This is a genomic window from Citrobacter sp. wls710, assembly GCF_005281115.1.
GTDB lineage: Bacteria > Pseudomonadota > Gammaproteobacteria > Enterobacterales > Enterobacteriaceae > Citrobacter > Citrobacter werkmanii.
The window spans coordinates 1-18,995 of record NZ_SZXD01000052.1 but is presented as its reverse complement, the minus strand read 5'-3'; the positions used below and the strand labels follow the sequence as shown (position 1 = coordinate 18,995).

Here is an 18,995-nt window from a genome sequence, read left to right as displayed (position 1 = left end):
GAGGCAGTTATCCACTATTCCTGTGGATAACCTTGTGCATTAGGGTTAGAAAACACAATGTAAGCGAGAGAAGACGCGGCCTGCGACTAAATTGATGCGAAAGACGGCTTGAGATAATAATCATTAAATTACAGGTGGTTAGATAAAATCAATGGCTGTCGCAGAAGTGTCATGTGTTGCCATAAAACTTTCATCGGCTGGCTTGACAAATGTTAAAAAAGGCATTGGTTTGGGGATAACACATTTTTGCTGGTGTTTTATTTTGTCTGGGGGCAAATTTTGGCCTGCAGCCACGGCCATTTGACGGGTGTAACAGAAATATTCTGGCGCGTTACTGTTTTTTCATCCAGTATATTTTACTGGCAAAATATACTACTGCGAGTAAAATTACACACCTGCCCGCCCATTGCTTCAGGTAGCTGCTCATGAGTAAACCGTTCAAACTAAATTCCGCTTTTAAACCCTCTGGCGATCAGCCTGAGGCGATACGTCGCCTGGAAGAAGGTCTGGAGGACGGTCTGGCGCATCAGACGCTGCTGGGGGTGACGGGCTCGGGGAAAACATTCACCATCGCGAATGTAATTGCGGACCTACAGCGTCCTACCATGGTGCTGGCGCCTAACAAGACGCTTGCTGCGCAGCTGTACGGTGAGATGAAAGAGTTCTTTCCGGAAAACGCGGTGGAATATTTTGTCTCCTACTACGACTATTATCAGCCGGAAGCTTACGTACCGAGTTCTGATACCTTCATCGAGAAGGATGCCTCGGTCAACGAACACATTGAGCAGATGCGTCTGTCGGCGACCAAAGCGCTGCTGGAACGTCGTGACGTCGTTGTGGTGGCGTCGGTTTCCGCCATTTATGGTTTGGGCGACCCGGACCTGTACCTGAAAATGATGCTGCATTTGACGGTGGGGATGATTATCGACCAGCGGGCGATCCTGCGTCGTCTGGCGGAGCTGCAATATACCCGTAACGATCAGGCATTCCAGCGCGGGACCTTCCGCGTGCGCGGTGAAGTTATCGACATTTTCCCGGCTGAATCCGACGACATTGCGCTGCGCGTGGAACTGTTCGATGAGGAAGTCGAGCGTTTGTCGCTGTTTGACCCGCTTACCGGGCAGGTTGAATCGACCATTTCCCGCTACACCATCTATCCGAAAACGCACTACGTCACGCCGCGCGAACGTATCGTGCAGGCGATGGAAGAAATTAAAGTCGAGCTGGCAGACCGCCGTAAAAATTTGCTGGCGAATAACAAGTTGCTGGAAGAGCAGCGCTTAAGCCAGCGTACACAGTTCGATCTGGAAATGATGAACGAGCTGGGTTATTGCTCGGGGATTGAAAACTATTCCCGCTATCTGTCCGGACGCGGTCCAGGCGAGCCGCCGCCGACGCTGTTTGATTACCTGCCGGCCGATGGTCTGCTGGTGGTAGATGAATCCCACGTCACTATCCCGCAAATTGGTGGCATGTACCGCGGCGACCGGGCGCGTAAAGAGACTCTGGTCGAATACGGATTCCGTCTGCCCTCGGCGCTGGATAACCGTCCGCTTAAATTTGAAGAGTTTGAGGCGCTGGCCCCGCAGACCATCTACGTCTCGGCAACGCCGGGGAACTATGAGCTGGAGAAATCCGGTGATGACGTGGTTGATCAGGTGGTACGACCGACCGGCCTGCTGGATCCGGTGATAGAAGTGCGTCCGGTGGCGACGCAGGTTGACGATCTGCTGTCGGAGATCCGCACGCGTGCGGCGATTAACGAACGTGTGCTGGTCACCACGCTCACCAAACGCATGGCGGAAGACCTCACCGAATACCTCGAAGAGCACGGCGAGCGGGTGCGCTATCTGCACTCCGACATCGATACCGTGGAACGTATGGAAATCATTCGTGACCTGCGCCTGGGCGAGTTTGACGTGCTGGTGGGTATCAACCTGTTACGCGAGGGCCTGGACATGCCTGAGGTCTCGCTGGTGGCGATTCTGGACGCAGACAAAGAAGGGTTCCTGCGCTCTGAACGCTCACTTATCCAGACGATTGGTCGCGCGGCGCGTAACATCAACGGCAAGGCGATTCTCTACGGCGATAAAATTACCGCCTCGATGGCCAGGGCGATTGGTGAAACTGAACGTCGCCGCGAGAAGCAGCAGCGTTACAACGAAGAGCACGGTATTACGCCGCAGGGGCTGAACAAGAAAGTGGTCGATATTCTGGCGCTGGGTCAGAATATTGCGAAGACCAAGGCGAAGGGCAAAGGGAAGTCACGTGCGGGTACGAAGTCTGACGTTGTCGAACTGGATATGACGCCAAAAGCTTTGCAGCAGAAGATTCACGAGCTGGAAGGGCAAATGATGCAGCATGCGCAGAATCTCGAATTTGAAGAGGCAGCGACGATCCGCGATCAACTGCATCAACTGCGCGAGTTATTTATTGCGGCATCGTAAACTTGTGCCGGATGCGGGGTATCCCCTTATCCGGCCTACGGGGTGCTTGCGTTTGTCGGCCTGATAAGCGCAGCGCATCAGGCAGGTCCGTTCAGCCTAATGCCTGTACGGCTTTCTCCAGAGCGTGGTGCAGCAGTTGACGGTCATGACGGTACGGAATATCGCTGGCCTCCAGTACTTCCTGAATCACAATGCGGCCGGTAACGGCGGAAACATCTACTTTCGGGCCGACAACCACCGCGTCTATCACTTTCTTGCCAACGTACTGTTCGATGATTGTCAGCTTATCGTTAAGCGTCAGGCTGGCTGCTGGCAGGCTTAATTCGCGACCCAGGTTGCCAATGTAGACCATCCTGGCGGGGGTACGCCGTAATGCCTGCGCCAGTTCGTCGAGCAGCAGGATCGGCATCAGGCTGGTATAAAAACTGCCTGGTCCTATCAGAATCAAATCCGCTTCGGCGATTGCCTCAACCGCTTCTCGCGTGGTGGGGACTTTTGGCGACAGCATCAGTTCCTGAGGAGGGATAGTGAGCTGATCGATATTCACTTCGCCATAGACTTCATGCCCCTGATCATCAATAGCCATCAGATCCACCGGCAGCTCTGACATCGGAATTAAATGCGCATCGACCTTCAGCAGGTTGCGAATTAAATTTATGGCTTCCAGAGGCCGCACGCTGAGGTGATCGAGCGCCTTTAACATTAAATTTCCGAGGTTATGTCCGGAAAGCTCGCCATTACCGCCAAAACGGTATTCAAACATAGCGGATGCAACGCTGGGTTGGGTAATTAACTGGTTCAGGCAGTTACGCATGTCACCCCAGGCGATGCCGCCTTCAGAACGACGAATACGCCCCGTGGAGCCGCCATTATCGGTGGTGGTGACGATACCCGTCAGTCGTGAGCCTAAAGGGGAAAGTGAGGAGAGAACGCGTCCTAATCCATGCCCTCCGCCGAGAGCGACAACGCGATCTAGATCTGCCAGCGTGCGAGTGCGCATAGAGTTTCCTGATATCAATTGATCGGCGCTACAGTACCGTAAATAGCGTGTTTTCAGCAATTATCCAGTTGGCATTTGCCGAAATTAATTTTCGGCGATCTACCCCTTTCTGACGACATGCACCTGACAGCAAGATGATGTATATCAATGCAAAACTGTGGTTTTTGCTTATTCTGTAGCGAAATTGCACGATCATGACGCTATATACATATTTATACAGCGTAAGTGTGCTTGGCATTATCGCCATTTACACGCTAGTATCGGCATAACCACTACGTACTCAAAGTATGATGAGTATAAACACTCTAGCCTCTGCACCTGGGTCAAATGATACGGTGCTTTGGCCGTGGCAATGCTCGAACGAGATTGTCACCAGGGCGCAGGAAGAAATGACTGCGTCTCCCGTATTTGGAAAGGTGTACATGGGCTCTCAGCTTACCGATGCTTTCGCGCGTAAGTTTTACTACTTACGTTTGTCGATTACCGATGTGTGTAACTTTCGTTGCACCTACTGCCTGCCGGATGGCTATAAGCCCGGTGGAGTCACCAATAACGGCTTTTTGACCGTTGATGAAATTCGCCGCGTCACCCGAGCGTTCGCCAGCCTGGGGACGGAAAAAGTGCGCCTGACAGGGGGCGAACCCTCATTACGTCGCGATTTTACCGATATTATTGCCGCTGTGCGTGAAAACGACGCCATCCGTCAGATTGCGGTAACGACCAATGGTTATCGTCTGGCGCGCGATGCTGCCGCCTGGCGCGATGCAGGTCTGACGGCACTCAACGTCAGCGTCGACAGTCTCGATGCCCGTCAGTTTCACGCCATTACCGGGCAGGACAAATTTCAGCAGGTGATGGCGGGCATTGACGCCGCCTTTGATGCCGGTTTTGAAAAAGTGAAGGTCAACACGGTGTTGATGCGCGATGTAAACCATCATCAACTGGACACCTTCCTGGCGTGGATCCAACCGCGTCCTATTCAACTGCGTTTTATTGAACTGATGGAAACGGGCGAGGGCAGCTCTCTCTTCCGTAAGCATCATATCTCAGGGCAAGTACTGCGCGATGAGCTTCTGCGTCGCGGCTGGATCCACCAGCAACGCCTGCGCAGCGACGGTCCGGCTCAAGTTTTCTGTCATCCAGATTATGCTGGCGAAATTGGTCTGATCATGCCTTATGAGAAAGACTTTTGCGCCACCTGTAATCGTCTGCGCGTTTCCTCTGTCGGCAAGCTTCATCTGTGTTTATTTGGTGAAGGCGGCGTAAGCCTGCGTGACTTGCTGGAAGATGACGCTCAGCAATCCGCGCTGGAAGAACGCATTTCAACCGCGCTGCTGGAGAAAAAGCAGACCCATTTCCTGCATCAGAACAATACCGGTATTACGCAAAACTTATCTTACATTGGCGGCTGATCGCTAAAAGGAGTTTTCATGAGTCAGGTAAGCGCTGAATTTATCCCGACACGCATTGCTATTCTTACTGTTTCCAACCGTCGCGGCGAAGAGGATGACACCTCTGGTCACTACCTGCGTGACTCGGCGCTGGAAGCGGGCCATCAGATTGTTGACAAGGCGATTGTCAAAGAGAACCGCTATGCCATCCGCGCCCAGGTTTCCGCCTGGATTGCCAGTGACGATGTGCAGGTCGTGCTCATTACCGGCGGCACCGGACTGACCGAAGGCGACCAGGCGCCGGAAGCGCTGCAACCGCTGTTCGACAGAGAAGTTGAGGGTTTTGGCGAAGTATTCCGTATGCTCTCGTTTGAAGAGATCGGCACCGCGACGCTGCAATCCCGGGCAATTGCCGGGGTTGCGAATAAAACGCTGATTTTCGCCATGCCGGGTTCGACCAAAGCGTGTCGTACCGCCTGGGAAAATATCATTGCGCCGCAGCTTGATGCCCGTACGCGTCCGTGTAATTTCCACCCACATTTGAAGAAATAAGTATGTCGCAACTGACTCATATTAACGCCGCTGGCGAAGCCCACATGGTGGATGTCTCTGGTAAAGCAGAAACGGTACGCGAGGCGCGTGCTGAAGCATTCGTGACGATGCGTAGCGAAACGCTGGCGATGATTATCGATGGTAGCCACCATAAAGGCGACGTTTTCGCCACGGCGCGCATTGCCGGTATTCAGGCGGCCAAACGGACCTGGGATCTTATCCCGCTGTGTCACCCGCTGATGCTGAGCAAGGTCGAAGTTAACCTGCATGCCGAACCGGAACACGATCGTGTACGCATTGAGACGCTGTGTCGCCTGAGCGGGAAAACCGGTGTGGAAATGGAAGCGTTAACGGCGGCCTCCGTGGCGGCGTTGACCATCTACGACATGTGCAAAGCGGTACAAAAGGACATGGTGATTGGTCCGGTGCGCCTGCTGGCAAAAAGTGGTGGTAAGTCGGGCGATTTTAAGGTGGATGCGCATGATTAAGGTTCTTTTCTTTGCCCAGGTCCGTGAACTGGTCAACACGGATGCGTTAGAGGTCACCGCCGAATTTGCAACGGTCGAAGCGCTGCGCCAGCATCTGGCGGCGAAAGGCGATCGTTGGGCGCTGGCGCTGGAAGACGGCAAGCTGCTGGCGGCGGTGAACCAGACGCTGGTCAGTTTTGACCATCCCCTTAATGCAGGTGATGAAGTGGCTTTCTTCCCACCGGTAACCGGAGGTTAAGATGGCTGAGACGCGAATTGTTGTTGGGCATGCGCCGTTCAGCGTTGGGGAAGAGTATCCCTGGCTTGCCGAGCGTGATGAAGACGGCGCCGTAGTGACCTTCACCGGTAAAGTGCGTAACCACAACCTCGGCGACAGTGTGCAGGCATTAACGCTGGAACACTATCCCGGCATGACCGAAAAAGCGCTGGCGGAGATTGTCGACGAGGCGCGTACGCGCTGGCCGCTGGGACGGGTGACGGTGATCCATCGCATTGGCGCGCTGTGGCCCGGCGATGAAATCGTTTTTGTTGGCGTGACCAGCGCGCATCGTAGTAGCGCGTTTGATGCCGGGCAGTTCATTATGGATTATCTGAAAACCCGCGCACCGTTCTGGAAGCGCGAGGCCACGCCGGAAGGTGAACGTTGGGTGGATGCTCGTGACAGCGATAAGCTAGCAGCAAAACGCTGGTAGAGTACAATTGTTGTAGGCTCATACTGATTCAGGAGATTGTCATGGACCGATTCCCACGATCCGATTCTATTGTGCAGGCGCGTTCCGGCCTGCAAACGTATATGGCGCAGGTTTATGGCTGGATGACCTGCGGGTTGTTGCTGACGGCGTTTATCGCTTGGTATGCGGCAAATACGCCCGCGGTGATGATGTTTGTCTTCTCCAGTAAAATCACATTCTTTGGCCTGATTATCGCCCAACTGGCGCTGGTGTTCGTTTTGTCCGGCATGGTGCAAAAGCTGAGCGCCGGTGTGGCAACCACGCTGTTTATGCTCTATTCGGCGTTAACCGGGTTAACGCTGTCGAGCATCTTCATCGTCTATACCTACTCGTCTATCGCCAGTACCTTTGTGGTCACCGGCGGGATGTTTGGCATCATGAGCCTGTACGGTTATACCACTAAGCGCGATCTCAGCGGTTTCGGCAATATGCTGTTTATGGCGCTAATCGGTATTGTGCTGGCTTCACTGGTTAACTTCTGGCTGAAGAGCGAAGCGTTGATGTGGGCGGTAACCTACATTGGGGTGATTGTGTTTGTCGGTCTGACCGCCTATGACACGCAGAAGCTGAAAAACATCGGTGAGCAGATCGATCTGCGTGACAGTTCTAATCTGCGCAAATACGCGATTCTTGGCGCACTAACGCTGTATCTGGACTTTATCAACCTGTTCCTGATGCTGCTGCGTATCTTCGGCAATCGTCGTTAATTCTCTGTTGCCGGATGGCGCAGCGTTTATCCGGCCTACAGTTGTGTATCGAAAGTAGGCCGGATAAGGCGTTAAGCCGCATCCGGCAAATCATTTCGCCATTGCCTTCTCGTTTTTCGCCCGCAGCTTCTTCGCCCGACTTTCCAGCAACAGGTAGCAAATAAGCGCCAGCAGCAGCGGAATAAAATAATAGAGGACGCGATACGCAAGCAGGGCGGCGATAATCTTGCCTTGAGAAGTATCTTCTCCCGCCAGCAACGCCATAAAGACCGCCTCCAGCACACCGATCCCCGCCGGAATATGTACGATAACCCCGGCAATACTGCTCACCAGCAGCACGCCCAGCACGAAGAAATAGTTGATATCCTGACCCAGCAACAGCCAGATAATGGCTCCCATCACCATCCAGTTGGTACTGGATATCGCCATTTGCGCGATGGCGAATTTCCACGAGGGCAGCACCAGCTTTTGGCCCCTGATGGTGATGTGGCGATGTTTAGCGAAGGCGCAAAACCAAAGATAAACGACAATAATCAGTAGCAGCGCAATGCCTAAAATGCGCAGCGTACCTTCATCGATATACCAATGCGCGGGCAGCTCGACCACACCAAAGGTAAAAATAAAACCGCCCAGCAGAATATAGCCCAACCAGTTGGTGGTAATACTCAGCGAAAAAATCCGCGTAATAGTGCTCCCCGGCAACCCGAGGCGCGAGTAGAGCCGGTAACGCATCCCAATACCGCCCACCCAGGTGCTTAACGTCAGGTTGAAGGCGTAACAGATAAACGACACCAGCATGACCTGGCGTTTTGCCAGCTTGTGCCCACAATAATGTCGGCCGAGCAGGTCATAGCAGCCGTAGAGTAAATAACTGACGATCACCAGCCCCACGGCGCTGAGCAGGGCAGTCCGATTGTAATCCCGGATTACCGTCCAGACCTCTTCCCAGTTGACCTTGCTGGCATAAATGACCAGCAACACGATGACGGCAATGAAAAATAGCCACGTGAGTATTTTTTTCGCTAACCGCCAGCGCGGATGTGCTTTGGCCATCAGGATTTTCCTCCGACATCCTCAGTTTGAATGCGATCCTGCGTTTCCATGGCAGGCTGTGCGGGCGGTTCTACCTCGGTCAGATGTGGTGTATGTGCGGGTAGCCAGCCGACCAGCGCCGGGAAATGGCGTAAAAAGTGGAACGCCAGCACGCTTTTAGTCAGGTTCCACCAGGTGCGTTTGGGCAGCATGGATTCATCAACCCGCTTGCAGTCCTGCGCAATAATAGGGTTCAGGTTATCGCGCAGAGTCTGGTTAAACGCACGGTCATGAATAATGAGATTCGCTTCCAGATTCAGCGACAGGCTGAGCGGGTCAAGATTGCTGGAGCCTACCGTCGCCCAATGATCGTCCATTAGCGCGACTTTGCCATGCAGAGGTTTACGGCGATATTCATAGACATGGACGCCGCCTTTTACCAGATAGTTGTACAGCAGGCGGGCGCCCACTTTCACAATCGGCATATCCGGTTCACCCTGCACGATGAGTTTTACCCGAACGCCGCGTCGGGCCGCTTTACGCAGGGCATGCAGAAAGCGATAACCGGGAAAGAAGTAGGCATTGGCAATGATCACTTCCCGTCTGGCCTGGGTAAGCATTTTCAAATAATGGCGTTCAATATCATCGCGATGTTCTTCGTTGTCGCGCCAGACAAACAGCACCTGCGCTTCGCCAGGCCGATGATTTTCGATTGCCCGATGATGACGTCGCCACCAGCGGCGTACGGCGCTCTGGCCCGGCAGGTTTTCCAGTACGAATGTCAGGATGTCGGCCACGATGGGACCTTCAACGCGTACGGCGTAATCCTGCTTGGCCTCAGGGCCGTAATCAGACATATGTTCAGCGGAATAATTGATGCCGCCGACGAAAGCAACGCGGTCATCAATGACCACAATTTTACGATGCATACGGCGAAAGAGATTAGTGCGCATGCCGAACAGACGCGGGCGCGGATCGTAGTAGCGGAAAACAATGCCAGCTGCGGTTAGCTCATTAACGAAGCTGTCGCTGAGGTCCGGCGAGCCATAGCCATCCAGCAGTACTTCGGCTTTGACGCCGCGACGTGCTGCACTCAGCAGCGCGGCATGCAGCTGTTTTCCGACCGCATCCTCAAACCAGATGAAGGTTTCGAGGATAATCTTTTGTTGCGCCTGTTCAATGGCGTCAAACACGGCGGGGTAGAACTGATCGCCGTTTTCCAGTAGTTGAATTTGATTGCCTTCACGCCAGCCAAATTTCATAAATGAATCTCCGCACTCAGAGGGGCATGATCGGACAAATGTCGCCAGTGACGCAGCGCCAGCGCCGTTGGGGTGCTGGCATTCGCATTTTTCACATAGATCCTGTCGAGACGTAGCAGGGGAAACTGCACCGGAAACGTCCGCGCCGGGCGACCGTGGGCGCGGGTAAAAATCTCGTCAAGGTCGGCATTGGCTTTCAACGGATGATTGGCTTTTTGTCGCCAGTCGTTGAAATCTCCGGCGACCACAACGGGCTCACCCTCAGGTAAGGCATTCACCCAATCTGCCAGCATAGCGAGCTGGGCCTGACGGTGAGCTTCACGCAAACCGAGATGGACACACATCACGTGAACCGGGTGGGAGAGCATCGGCGGCACGATGCGGCAGTACAGGACCCCGCGTTTTTCACTCGCGCCGACCGACACATCGCGATTTTCATAATGTTCAATAGGATAGCGCGACAGCACGGCGTTACCGTGATGCCCTTGCGGATACACGGCGTTACGTCCATAAGCGAAGTCGCTCCACATGGTATCCGCCAGAAATTCGTAGTGCGTGGTGTCCGGCCAGTTTTCCACATGCAGAGGATGCACCTCGTGTGCGCCCATTACCTCTTGCAGGCACACAATATCCGCCCCGACCGTTCTGACGGCTTCCCGCAGCTCAGGCAAAATAAAACGCCGATTGAAGGCGGTAAACCCTTTATGAGTATTAATGGTGAGCACATTGAATGAAAACCGTTCTGTTTGTCTGGCCATGATTCTCCCGTTGGCGTCACTTTCCTGATTAAAATAGTGTAGTCGTCGTCACAAAAAGATGCGGTGTTGCGGAATTTTCCGTAAAGTCCGGTACTCTGAACAATTAGTCGAAAATCCTTCAGGAGAAAAGCCATGAGGTGGCAACAACGTGTTCGTGTCGCAACGGGTCTAAGTTGCTGGCAGATTGTGTTGCATTTACTGGTAGTGGCATTGCTGGTAATGGGCTGGATGAGCGGCACGCTGGTGCACGTCGGCCTGGGATTATGCGTCGTTTACGGCGTAACGGTTTTATTAATGCTGGCCTTGCAACGTCACCATGAACAGCGCTGGCGCGACGTGGCGGATGTGCTGGAAGAACTCACTACGACGTGGTATTTCGGTGCCGCGATGATCGTACTGTGGCTGCTGTCGCGCGTGCTGCAAAACAACGTCTTGCTGGCCCTGGCGGGGCTGGTGATCCTTGCCGGACCCGCCGTGGTGTCGCTGTTGGCGAAAGACAAAAAGCTACATCACCTTGCGGCGAAACATCGCATACGCCGCTGAGCCGGTTGTGGCCGCTATCACCAACAGCGGCCACAAACTTCCCCAGACAATCTTCAGACTCGCATCCTTCAGGTAAATCTGTTTCGTGATGTCCGTAAAATGGCGGATCGGGTTTATCCACGTCAGATTCTGTAACCATACCGGCATATTTTCGACCGGCGAGACGTAGCCTGAGAGCAATATCGCCGGCATCATAAAGACAAATACGCCGATAAACGCCTGCTGCTGGGTGGCGCACAGCGATGAAATCAGCAGACCAAAACCGACCAGCGACAGCCCATAAATCACCATCGTGAAATAGAACAGCCCCAGTGAACCGGCAAACGGAATGTGATAAGCCCAGATGCCGATCGCCAGCACAATGGTGGCCTGAAAAGTGGCCACAATCAGCGCGGGTACTGCCTTGCCGATGAAAATTTGCCAGGTTGTAAGCGGGGAGACCAGCAGTTGATCGAGCGTGCCCTGTTCGCGCTCGCGGGCCACCGACAGCGAGGTGACGATCATCACGCCGATGGTGGTGATCATGGCGATCAGCGACGGAACCACGAACCATTTGTAGTCCAGATTCGGGTTATACCAGTTACGTACCACCAGTTCGCTGTTGTTCGGTTTTGGCTTGCCGTCCATCAGCTGCTGCTGGTACTCCTTCACGATCTGCTGCAGGTAATTGGCGGCAATTTGCGCGCTGTTCGAGTTACGTCCATCGAGGATAATTTGCATGGGCGCTTGCTGGAAGGTATCCAGATTCCGCGAAAAGTTGGCCGGGAAGCGCACCAGCAGCAGCGCTTTTTGCGTGTCGATGGTGGGCTGGATCTCCTGTGGGCTTTTCAGTAACAGGACATGCGTAAAGGCGCTGGCGCGGGCGAAGCGCTGGGTAAGCTCCACCGAGTGTTTGCCATTGTCTTCGTTATAGATAGCGATAGTAGCGTTGGTCACTTCCAGCGTCGCGGCGAACGGGAACAGAATGACCTGAATCAGCACCGGTAGAATCAGAATGGCTCGCGTCTGTGGTTCGCGTAATAGCGATTGCAGCTCTTTGCGAATTAATGTCCATAAGCGATGAAACATGCCCGTCCCCTTAATCCAGCCGACGTTTGGTTTTCAGCCACGTCAGGCCAATAAACATTACCGCCGAAGCGATTAAAAACAGCACGTTGATAACCAGCACCACTGGAATGTTGCCCGCCAAAAAAAGGCTTTGCAGGGTGCTGACGAAATAGCGCGCCGGAATAATGTAAGTCACCGCGCGGATAATCGCCGGCATGCTGTCTATCTGGAAGATAAACCCCGACAACATAATCGAGGGCAGGAAAGCGGCGTTCAGCGCAACCTGCGCGGCGTTAAACTGATTACGGGTGATGGTGGAGATAAGCAGGCCCATACCGAGCGTACTGAGCAGGAACAGGCTGGTAATAAAAAACAGGATTAACAACGAGCCGCGATAGGGCACGCCAAGAATAAACACCGACACCAGCATACACAGCAGCATCGCCAGCATGCCTAAAAAGTAATAGGGGATCAGTTTGCACAGCAGCAGCTCAACGCGGGTAACTTCGGTAGACAACAGAGCTTCCATGGTGCCGCGCTCCCATTCACGCGCCACCACTAACGAGGTGAGGATCGCGCCAATCACCGTCATGATGATGGTTACCGCCCCGGGAATAATAAAGTGCTGGCTGATAGCCGCCGGGTTAAACCAGTAGCGGGTCTGCACATCGATTAACGGCTTGAACGATTCCCCGCGATCCTCTGCCCGCTGTTGCTGCCAAATCTGCCAGATACCTTCGACATAACCCTGCACAAAGTTGGCGGTATTCGGTTCGCTGCCGTCAGTAATCACCTGAATAGGGGCTGTGTCGCCGGGTCGCGCCATTTGTTGGGCAAAATCTACCGGGATCACCACCAGCCCGCGAATGCGCCCGGCCTGCATTTTCTCAATCAATTCCTGACGGTTATCGCTGATGGTGGCGTCAATGTACGGCGAACCGGTCATGGTGTGCGTAAAATCCAGCGCCTCTTCGCTCTGCTGTTCGAGCAAAATTCCCACTCGCAGCTTGCTGGAGTCGAGGTTGATCCCGTAGCCGAAGATAAACAGCAGCAACAACGGGATCACCACCGCAATCAGCCAACTGCTGGGATCGCGGACGATCTGGCGCGTCTCTTTTACGCACAGCGCGCGTACGCGTCGCCATGAGAGCGCGGAGTTACTCATGCGTATGCTCCTTATCCCAGTCATTGATGAGCGTAATAAACGCCTGCTCCATGGTTGGGTCCGGTGTGTCGCTATCGGCAGCCTTTGCTTTCAGGTCGTCCGGCGTGCCGCTGGCGATCAGTTTGCCGCGATACACCAGCCCGATGCGATCGCAATATTCCGCCTCATCCATAAAGTGGGTAGTCACCATCACCGTGACGCCTTTTTCCACCATACTGTTGATATGCAACCAGAATTCTCGACGGGTAAGGGGATCAACCCCGGAAGTGGGTTCATCGAGAAACAGGATATCTGGCTCATGCATCAGCGAGCAGGCCAGCGCCAGACGTTGTTTAAAGCCCAGCGGTAGCTCGTCGGTAGCGTGGGAGGCGATGCTTTTCAGGCCAAATGCCTCACTCATGCGATCGATCTTCTCTTTCTGCGCTCGACCGCGCAGGCCGTAGACGCCGGAGAAAAAACGCAGATTCTGTTCAACCGTCAGGTTGCCGTACAGGGAGAATTTCTGCGCCATATAGCCCAGATGCTGACGCGCTTTGCCGGAGCTAACCTTGAGATCCATATCCAGCACCAGCGCTTTGCCGGAGGTAGGAACCAGCAGACCGCACATCATTTTAAAGGTGGTGGATTTCCCGGCGCCATTGGGGCCTAACAGGCCAAAAATCTCGCCGCGCTGCACGGCAAAGTCTACATGGTCGGTAGCGGCAAAATCGCCAAACTTTTTGGTCAACGCTTTGGCTTCGATCACCGTTTCGCCAGGCGTGCCTTCCACGGTATGCAGGATGGCGCCCAGCGGTGACTCTGATGTTCCGGCCCCGCCGAGTAAATCGATAAAAGCATCCTCGAAACGGGGAGCGGTTTCGTTGATGATTATCTCCGGCATACCGTTCGCGTCTTGAATCTGCTGGGCCGTGGCCTCTTTTTTGAGGATCAAACGGACGGATTTCCCCTGAATCATCCCGTCGCTGACCTGCGGCAGTTTTAACACGCGTTGCAATAGTCGGCGGTTATTTTCCTGCGGGCTGCTCATTAAAAAGCTGCGTCCGGCCATCGTCTGCGTAAGCTGGGTCGGATCGCCCTGATACAGCAATTCGCCTTCATTCATCAGCAGCACATCACGACACTGTTCGGCTTCATCCAGATAGGAGGTACTCCAGAGGATCAGCATCCCGTCGCCCGCCAGTTCATGGACCATTTGCCACAACTCGCGGCGGGATATCGGGTCGACGCCCACGCCGGGCTCATCCAGCAGCAACACTTTGGGTTCGCCGACCAGCGTACAGGCAAGCCCGAGCTTCTGTTTCATGCCTCCGGAAAGCTTGCCTGCCAGTCGTCCGGTAAACGGACCCAGTGAGGTAAATTCCAGTAACCGGGCAAAGGTTTTTTCTCGCACGTCGCCGGTGACGCTGCGCAAATCGGCATAGAGATTGAGGTTCTCCATAACCGTTAAATCTTCGTACAGGCCAAATTTCTGTGGCATATAACCGAGCACTGCATGCAGGGCGCTGTCGTCTTTGATGGGATCAAAACCAATTACCGCAGCACTTCCGGCGTCGGGTTTTAACAAACCCGCCAGCATGCGCATCAGCGTGGTTTTGCCCGCGCCGTCCGGCCCGACAAGCCCGGTCACGTAGCCGGCATGAACGGTACAGTCGAGCGGGGCGACGGCCGGTTTTTCCATTCCGGCAAAGTTTTTCGTCAGCCCATTCAGCGTAATGACGGCGTCAGTCATGCCGCGCCTCATCGCCAAACTTTATTGTTACCGGCATCCCCTGGCGCAGCGCATCGTCTGCGTCGGTCACCACAATGCGCAGACGATAAACCAGGTCGGTACGCAGGTCAGGGGTCTCGACCGTTTTCGGGGTAAACTCGGCGGTGGGCGACACGAAGCCAATTTTACCGTGATACGGTTTGTCCGGGCGGCCATCGGTGTAGAGCAGAATTTCGCGTCCTGGCTGCGCCTGGCTCAGATTTCGTTCGTCAACGTAGGCGCGAATCCAGACCGGACGCGTGAGTGATAGCGTCAGTACTGTGCCTCCTTCGTTCAGCATGCTACCCGGTTCAACCGCCCGGGTGAGAATCGTGCCGTCAGACGGAGAGGTTAACGTAGTGTCATGCAAATTCAGCTCAGCCTGCGCCAGCTCAGCTTGCGCTTGTTCGAGCGTGGCTTTCGCCTGCTCAATATCCTGCACACGATTACCGCTGCGATACTGGGCGAGTTTATCCTGGGCTGATTTCAGTGAGGCCAGCGCCTGGTCACGTGATGAACGGGCGTTTTCCAGATCGTTAGCGGAGATGGTGCGGCTTTTCCACAGTCCTACCTGGCGATTGTAAAAGTTCTGCGCATAATCATAGGCGGCCTGCGCCTGTTTGACCGCCGCTGCGGTTTGCGCAATCTCTTCTTCGCGATATCCTGCCAGCATCAGATCGTATTGCGCCCGGGCGGCGGCAACATTCGCTTTTGCCTGCATTAATGCGTTTTCATACGGCGCGTGGTCCAGTTCGCCCAGCACCTGACCGGCGGTAATGGCGTCGCCTTCGTCAACCGCCAGCGAGGCCAGCCTGCCGCCGACGCGAAAACTCAGGTTGACGCTTCGGATATCGACGTTGCCGTAGAGCGTCAGACCGTTATCTTGCCGACTTTGATACCACCACGTTCCACCGGCAATCACGGCAACGAGGGCCGCGATGACCAGCCCGAGAACGACAGGTTTTTTCATGACTCCAGACTCCTTTGCGTTAAACCTTGCAGAATAAGATCGATGTGACAGGTAACGGTTTGCTCAATCAGCGCGGTTTTATCCTCATCAAATTGTGACCAGCCCGTCCGCAACAGAATAGTTTCTTTCCCCAGACGAAAGGCCAGCACCTCGCCGAGTATGGCGTGGGTGTGCAGAATCATTTGGGTATCGTTGGCATCGCGACCAGTATAGGCAGCAATCAGGCGCGTCAGGTGGGTATGCAGCGGATTGATAACCTGGTCGTGCACCAGTTGATAAGCCGCGGTGGGTGAAAGCTGTTCGCGCGAGATAAATTTGCTCAGGTTAACGGTGTCGTCCTGGGTTAACAGCATGATCATATTTTTACAGGCGCGCAGGATAAGTTCGCGCATCGCGCCACGATCCGGCTCCGGCTGAGCAAACAGACGTTCGGCTTCTTCTGCATGCGGGCGAAACTGTGAGCCAATAAAATCAGCAATCCACTGGGCGCAGGCGAGGTATAAATCCTCTTTTGAGCCAAAATAGTAGGTGATGGCCGCAATATTTTGCCCAGCCTGTGCGGCGATATCGCGCGTTGTGGCGTGCAGACCATACTCGCCGAACTGCGCCAGTGCGGCGGCGATGAGCTGATTTTTCGCCTGTTCACCTTTGGTTGTCATGGTGGGTGTATTCATGGCACGACTCTGATCTTAATCAATCGATTGATTAAGATTATGACTGATGTGCAACCTTGTCCAGTCCGCGAGGTTATTTTCTGTTGAAGGGATAATTTATGCGGTACATCACAAAAACTGCTACACTCCGCCCCTTCATGACATTGTGGTTTTTGTCATCTCTATTGTGTGTATCTCCCTGAAAACGACACCGGTAACGGTCAGGGCGGTTCGGAGTTGTTATGTCTTTTGATTCCCTTGGTTTGAACCCTGATATTTTACGTGCCGTTGCCGAGCAGGGTTACCGTGAACCTACCCCTATTCAGCAGCAGGCGATCCCTGCCGTGCTGGAAGGCCGTGATCTGATGGCCAGCGCCCAGACCGGTACGGGGAAAACAGCAGGCTTTACCCTGCCGTTGTTGCAGCACCTTGTGACCCATCAGCCGCATGGTAAAAGCCGCCGTCCGGTTCGTGCGCTGATCCTTACGCCAACCCGCGAACTGGCAGCCCAGATTGGCGAAAATGTTCGTGATTACAGTAAGTATCTCAATATTCGCTCGCTGGTGGTTTTCGGCGGTGTCAGCATTAACCCGCAGATGATGAAGCTGCGTGGCGGTGTGGACGTGCTGATTGCCACCCCAGGTCGTTTGCTCGATCTGGAGCACCAGAATGCGGTGAAACTGGATCAGGTTGAGATCCTGGTGCTGGATGAAGCTGACCGCATGCTGGATATGGGCTTTATTCATGACATTCGTCGCGTTCTGGCCAAACTGCCGGCAAAACGTCAGAACCTGCTGTTCTCGGCAACGTTCTCTGACGATATTAAATCGCTGGCCGAAAAGCTGCTGCATAACCCGCTGGAAATTGAAGTAGCGCGTCGTAATACCGCGTCCGAGCAGGTGACTCAGCATGTGCATTTCGTGGATAAAAAACGCAAACGTGAACTGTTGTCGCAGATGATTGGTCAGGGCAACTGGCAGCAGGTGCTGGTGTTTACCCGTACCAAACACGGTGCGAACCATCTGGCGGAACAACTGAATAAAGACGGCATCCGCAGCGCGGCGATCCACGGTAACAAATCTCAGGGGGCGCGTACGCGTGCGCTGGCCGATTTTAAATCCGGTGATATTCGCGTGCTGGTGGCAACCGATATTGCCGCGCGCGGGCTGGATATTGAAGAGCTGCCGCACGTGGTGAACTACGAGTTGCCAAACGTCCCGGAAGATTACGTGCACCGTATTGGTCGTACCGGTCGTGCGGCCGCTACTGGCGAAGCGTTGTCTCTGGTGTGCGTCGATGAACACAAGCTGTTGCGTGACATCGAGAAGTTGCTGAAAAAAGAGATCCCGCGTATTGCGACGCCAGGCTACGAGCCAGACCCGTCCATTAAAGCTGAGCCGATCCAGAACGGTCGTCAGCAGCGTGGCGGCGGCGGTGGTCGAGGGCAGGGCGGAGCAGGGCGTGGACAGCAGCCGCGTCGTTCGGATGGCGGAGCGCCAAAAGCGAAGCCGCGTAATGGCGAAGGCAAACCGGCAGGTGATAAACCTCGTCCACCGCGCCGTCCGCGCAAACCGTCTGCAGCGCAGTAATTCACCTTGCTGTATGGCAGTATAAACATGCTATCCGGTCTACACACTGTGTAGGCCGGATAGGTCAATCACTCCCCCGAACTTTGCGATTTCAGCACGATTGAGCAGGTATATCGTCCTGCCGGGTGAATCGAAATCGTCGTCTCAAATACTTTCCCGTCCCTGTCCAGATAACGACGCACGATTCTCATTGCTGGTGAATCAGGTGCTACATTGAGAATCTTTGCCACCTTTTTGGGCACGCCGACAGCCGTAATGGTCTGATGCACCTCATGGCTTTTAATACCGTAATGGGTTTCGATCAAATCGCTGATTAACGAGTGTGGGTCGTCACGGATGTACGTACGCAGTTTGGCGTAATCCGTGCTGGCATAGCTGTCCGTCCAGCAGATTGGCGCGTCGGGGTTTTGCGCATCTTCGCGAGTGCTGGCAATGTGCAGCCAACGGGAACCTGGCGGGCAGCCAATCATCTGGGACAACTCTATGTCCGCCACAATCTCATCAATTTTCTTGATGACGCGCAGATTGTTTTTGGCCAGCAGCAACAGATCCTCAAGATGCGATAGCGGGTGATTGACGCCGTTAGCCTTAGGTTCGCAAACGCGAGTTCCCGCGCCTTTACGCCGTGATATCAGACCTTGCTCTGTTAATTCCCTTAACGCCTCACGCATGGTGTGGCGGCTGACCTGCCATGTTTCACACAGTTCCATTTCCGTAGGAAACAGCGAACCGGGGGCAAAGGTTCCCACCGCAATTTGCTGCGCCAGTTCACGTGCTATTCGCTTGTACAGAGATTCTTTCATCGCAGTTTCATCAAAATATTAGTGATCTTTATCACGAAAATTTGTACGGACTATTCCCTACATTTCTTATAAATACTATAAATGTCCGTACATTTAAATGTACGGACATT

Annotated in this window: 19 protein-coding genes and 1 riboswitch; of the genes, 9 read left to right on the top strand and 10 right to left on the bottom strand. The window is 54.1% G+C overall.

The window, feature by feature from the left end:
- Positions 1-425: 425 nt before the first annotated feature.
- Positions 426-2,447, top strand: coding sequence for an excinuclease ABC subunit UvrB (uvrB, locus tag FDX14_RS21080; protein ID WP_042309626.1), 2,022 nt, complete (start codon positions 426-428; stop codon positions 2,445-2,447).
- Between the two features lie 91 nt (positions 2,448-2,538).
- Here the strand turns inward: uvrB and yvcK are convergent, their stop codons facing one another.
- Positions 2,539-3,447: a uridine diphosphate-N-acetylglucosamine-binding protein YvcK gene (gene yvcK / locus FDX14_RS21075; protein ID WP_137350181.1), complete on the bottom strand. Its 909-nt coding sequence runs from the start codon at positions 3,445-3,447 to the stop codon at positions 2,539-2,541.
- Positions 3,448-3,736: 289 nt separating this feature from the next.
- Positions 3,737-3,882: riboswitch (molybdenum cofactor riboswitch) on the top strand.
- Here yvcK and moaA point away from each other — a divergent pair.
- From moaA to FDX14_RS21045, 6 genes are all read left to right on the top strand, one after another.
- Positions 3,870-4,859 (top strand): GTP 3',8-cyclase MoaA, encoded by a 990-nt coding sequence (moaA, locus tag FDX14_RS21070; protein ID WP_061381916.1) that lies wholly within the window; start codon positions 3,870-3,872, stop codon positions 4,857-4,859. It overlaps the preceding riboswitch by 13 nt.
- Before the next feature lie 18 nt (positions 4,860-4,877).
- Positions 4,878-5,390 (top strand): molybdenum cofactor biosynthesis protein B, encoded by a 513-nt coding sequence (gene moaB / locus FDX14_RS21065; RefSeq protein WP_042309623.1) that lies wholly within the window; start codon positions 4,878-4,880, stop codon positions 5,388-5,390.
- Positions 5,391-5,392: 2 nt separating this feature from the next.
- Positions 5,393-5,878, top strand: a complete 486-nt coding sequence (gene moaC, locus FDX14_RS21060; RefSeq protein ID WP_061381915.1) for a cyclic pyranopterin monophosphate synthase MoaC — start codon at positions 5,393-5,395, stop codon at positions 5,876-5,878.
- Positions 5,871-6,116 carry a molybdopterin synthase sulfur carrier subunit gene (moaD, locus tag FDX14_RS21055; RefSeq protein WP_170973610.1) on the top strand — a complete coding sequence of 82 codons (246 nt, stop codon included), beginning with the start codon at positions 5,871-5,873 and terminating at the stop codon, positions 6,114-6,116. Before moaC ends, moaD begins: the two co-directional genes overlap by 8 nt.
- A 1-nt stretch (position 6,117) precedes the next feature.
- Complete coding sequence (moaE, locus tag FDX14_RS21050) at positions 6,118-6,570, top strand: molybdopterin synthase catalytic subunit MoaE (RefSeq protein ID WP_038639065.1); 453 nt, start codon at positions 6,118-6,120, stop codon at positions 6,568-6,570.
- 41 nt (positions 6,571-6,611) lie between these two features.
- Positions 6,612-7,316 (top strand): Bax inhibitor-1/YccA family protein, encoded by a 705-nt coding sequence (locus tag FDX14_RS21045; RefSeq protein ID WP_038639068.1) that lies wholly within the window; start codon positions 6,612-6,614, stop codon positions 7,314-7,316.
- A 90-nt stretch (positions 7,317-7,406) separates the two neighbouring features.
- Here the strand turns inward: FDX14_RS21045 and FDX14_RS21040 are convergent, their stop codons facing one another.
- The 3 genes from FDX14_RS21040 to FDX14_RS21030 are packed head-to-tail and all read right to left on the bottom strand — an operon-like array spanning position 7,407 to position 10,368.
- On the bottom strand, positions 7,407-8,369 hold the full coding sequence (locus FDX14_RS21040; protein ID WP_047025514.1) for a lysylphosphatidylglycerol synthase domain-containing protein: 963 nt from the start codon (positions 8,367-8,369) through the stop codon (positions 7,407-7,409).
- Positions 8,369-9,610 (bottom strand): cardiolipin synthase ClsB, encoded by a 1,242-nt coding sequence (gene clsB / locus FDX14_RS21035; protein ID WP_042309617.1) that lies wholly within the window; start codon positions 9,608-9,610, stop codon positions 8,369-8,371. Before clsB ends, FDX14_RS21040 begins: the two co-directional genes overlap by 1 nt.
- The gene (locus FDX14_RS21030; RefSeq protein ID WP_042309615.1) at positions 9,607-10,368 is read right to left on the bottom strand and encodes an endonuclease/exonuclease/phosphatase family protein; all 762 of its coding nucleotides are present in this window, start codon (positions 10,366-10,368) and stop codon (positions 9,607-9,609) included. Before FDX14_RS21030 ends, clsB begins: the two co-directional genes overlap by 4 nt.
- Before the next feature lie 132 nt (positions 10,369-10,500).
- Between FDX14_RS21030 and FDX14_RS21025 the strand changes: the two genes are divergently transcribed.
- Positions 10,501-10,911 carry a YbhQ family protein gene (locus FDX14_RS21025; RefSeq protein WP_042309614.1) on the top strand — a complete coding sequence of 137 codons (411 nt, stop codon included), beginning with the start codon at positions 10,501-10,503 and terminating at the stop codon, positions 10,909-10,911.
- Here FDX14_RS21025 and FDX14_RS21020 read toward each other — a convergent pair.
- Genes FDX14_RS21020 through cecR form a run of 5 tightly spaced genes read right to left on the bottom strand, consistent with a single transcriptional unit; the run spans position 10,873 to position 16,514 of the window.
- The gene (locus FDX14_RS21020) at positions 10,873-11,979 is read right to left on the bottom strand and encodes an ABC transporter permease (RefSeq protein WP_042309612.1); all 1,107 of its coding nucleotides are present in this window, start codon (positions 11,977-11,979) and stop codon (positions 10,873-10,875) included. The two genes, FDX14_RS21025 and FDX14_RS21020, sit on opposite strands and share 39 nt — an antisense overlap.
- Before the next feature lie 10 nt (positions 11,980-11,989).
- Positions 11,990-13,123 carry an ABC transporter permease gene (locus tag FDX14_RS21015; RefSeq protein ID WP_042309610.1) on the bottom strand — a complete coding sequence of 378 codons (1,134 nt, stop codon included), beginning with the start codon at positions 13,121-13,123 and terminating at the stop codon, positions 11,990-11,992.
- A complete protein-coding gene (locus FDX14_RS21010; RefSeq protein ID WP_061381912.1) occupies positions 13,116-14,852 on the bottom strand; it encodes an ATP-binding cassette domain-containing protein in 1,737 nt (578 codons plus the stop codon). Before FDX14_RS21010 ends, FDX14_RS21015 begins: the two co-directional genes overlap by 8 nt.
- Positions 14,845-15,840: a secretion protein HlyD gene (hlyD, locus tag FDX14_RS21005; RefSeq protein WP_137350179.1), complete on the bottom strand. Its 996-nt coding sequence runs from the start codon at positions 15,838-15,840 to the stop codon at positions 14,845-14,847. Before hlyD ends, FDX14_RS21010 begins: the two co-directional genes overlap by 8 nt.
- The gene (gene cecR, locus FDX14_RS21000) at positions 15,837-16,514 is read right to left on the bottom strand and encodes a transcriptional regulator CecR (protein WP_042309607.1); all 678 of its coding nucleotides are present in this window, start codon (positions 16,512-16,514) and stop codon (positions 15,837-15,839) included. Before cecR ends, hlyD begins: the two co-directional genes overlap by 4 nt.
- Before the next feature lie 221 nt (positions 16,515-16,735).
- Here cecR and rhlE point away from each other — a divergent pair, with 221 nt between their 5' ends.
- A complete protein-coding gene (gene rhlE / locus FDX14_RS20995; protein ID WP_137350178.1) occupies positions 16,736-18,082 on the top strand; it encodes an ATP-dependent RNA helicase RhlE in 1,347 nt (448 codons plus the stop codon).
- 68 nt (positions 18,083-18,150) lie between these two features.
- Here rhlE and FDX14_RS20990 read toward each other — a convergent pair whose 3' ends face one another.
- Positions 18,151-18,885 (bottom strand): GntR family transcriptional regulator, encoded by a 735-nt coding sequence (locus tag FDX14_RS20990; protein ID WP_003831553.1) that lies wholly within the window; start codon positions 18,883-18,885, stop codon positions 18,151-18,153.
- Between the last annotated feature and the right edge of the window lie 110 nt (positions 18,886-18,995).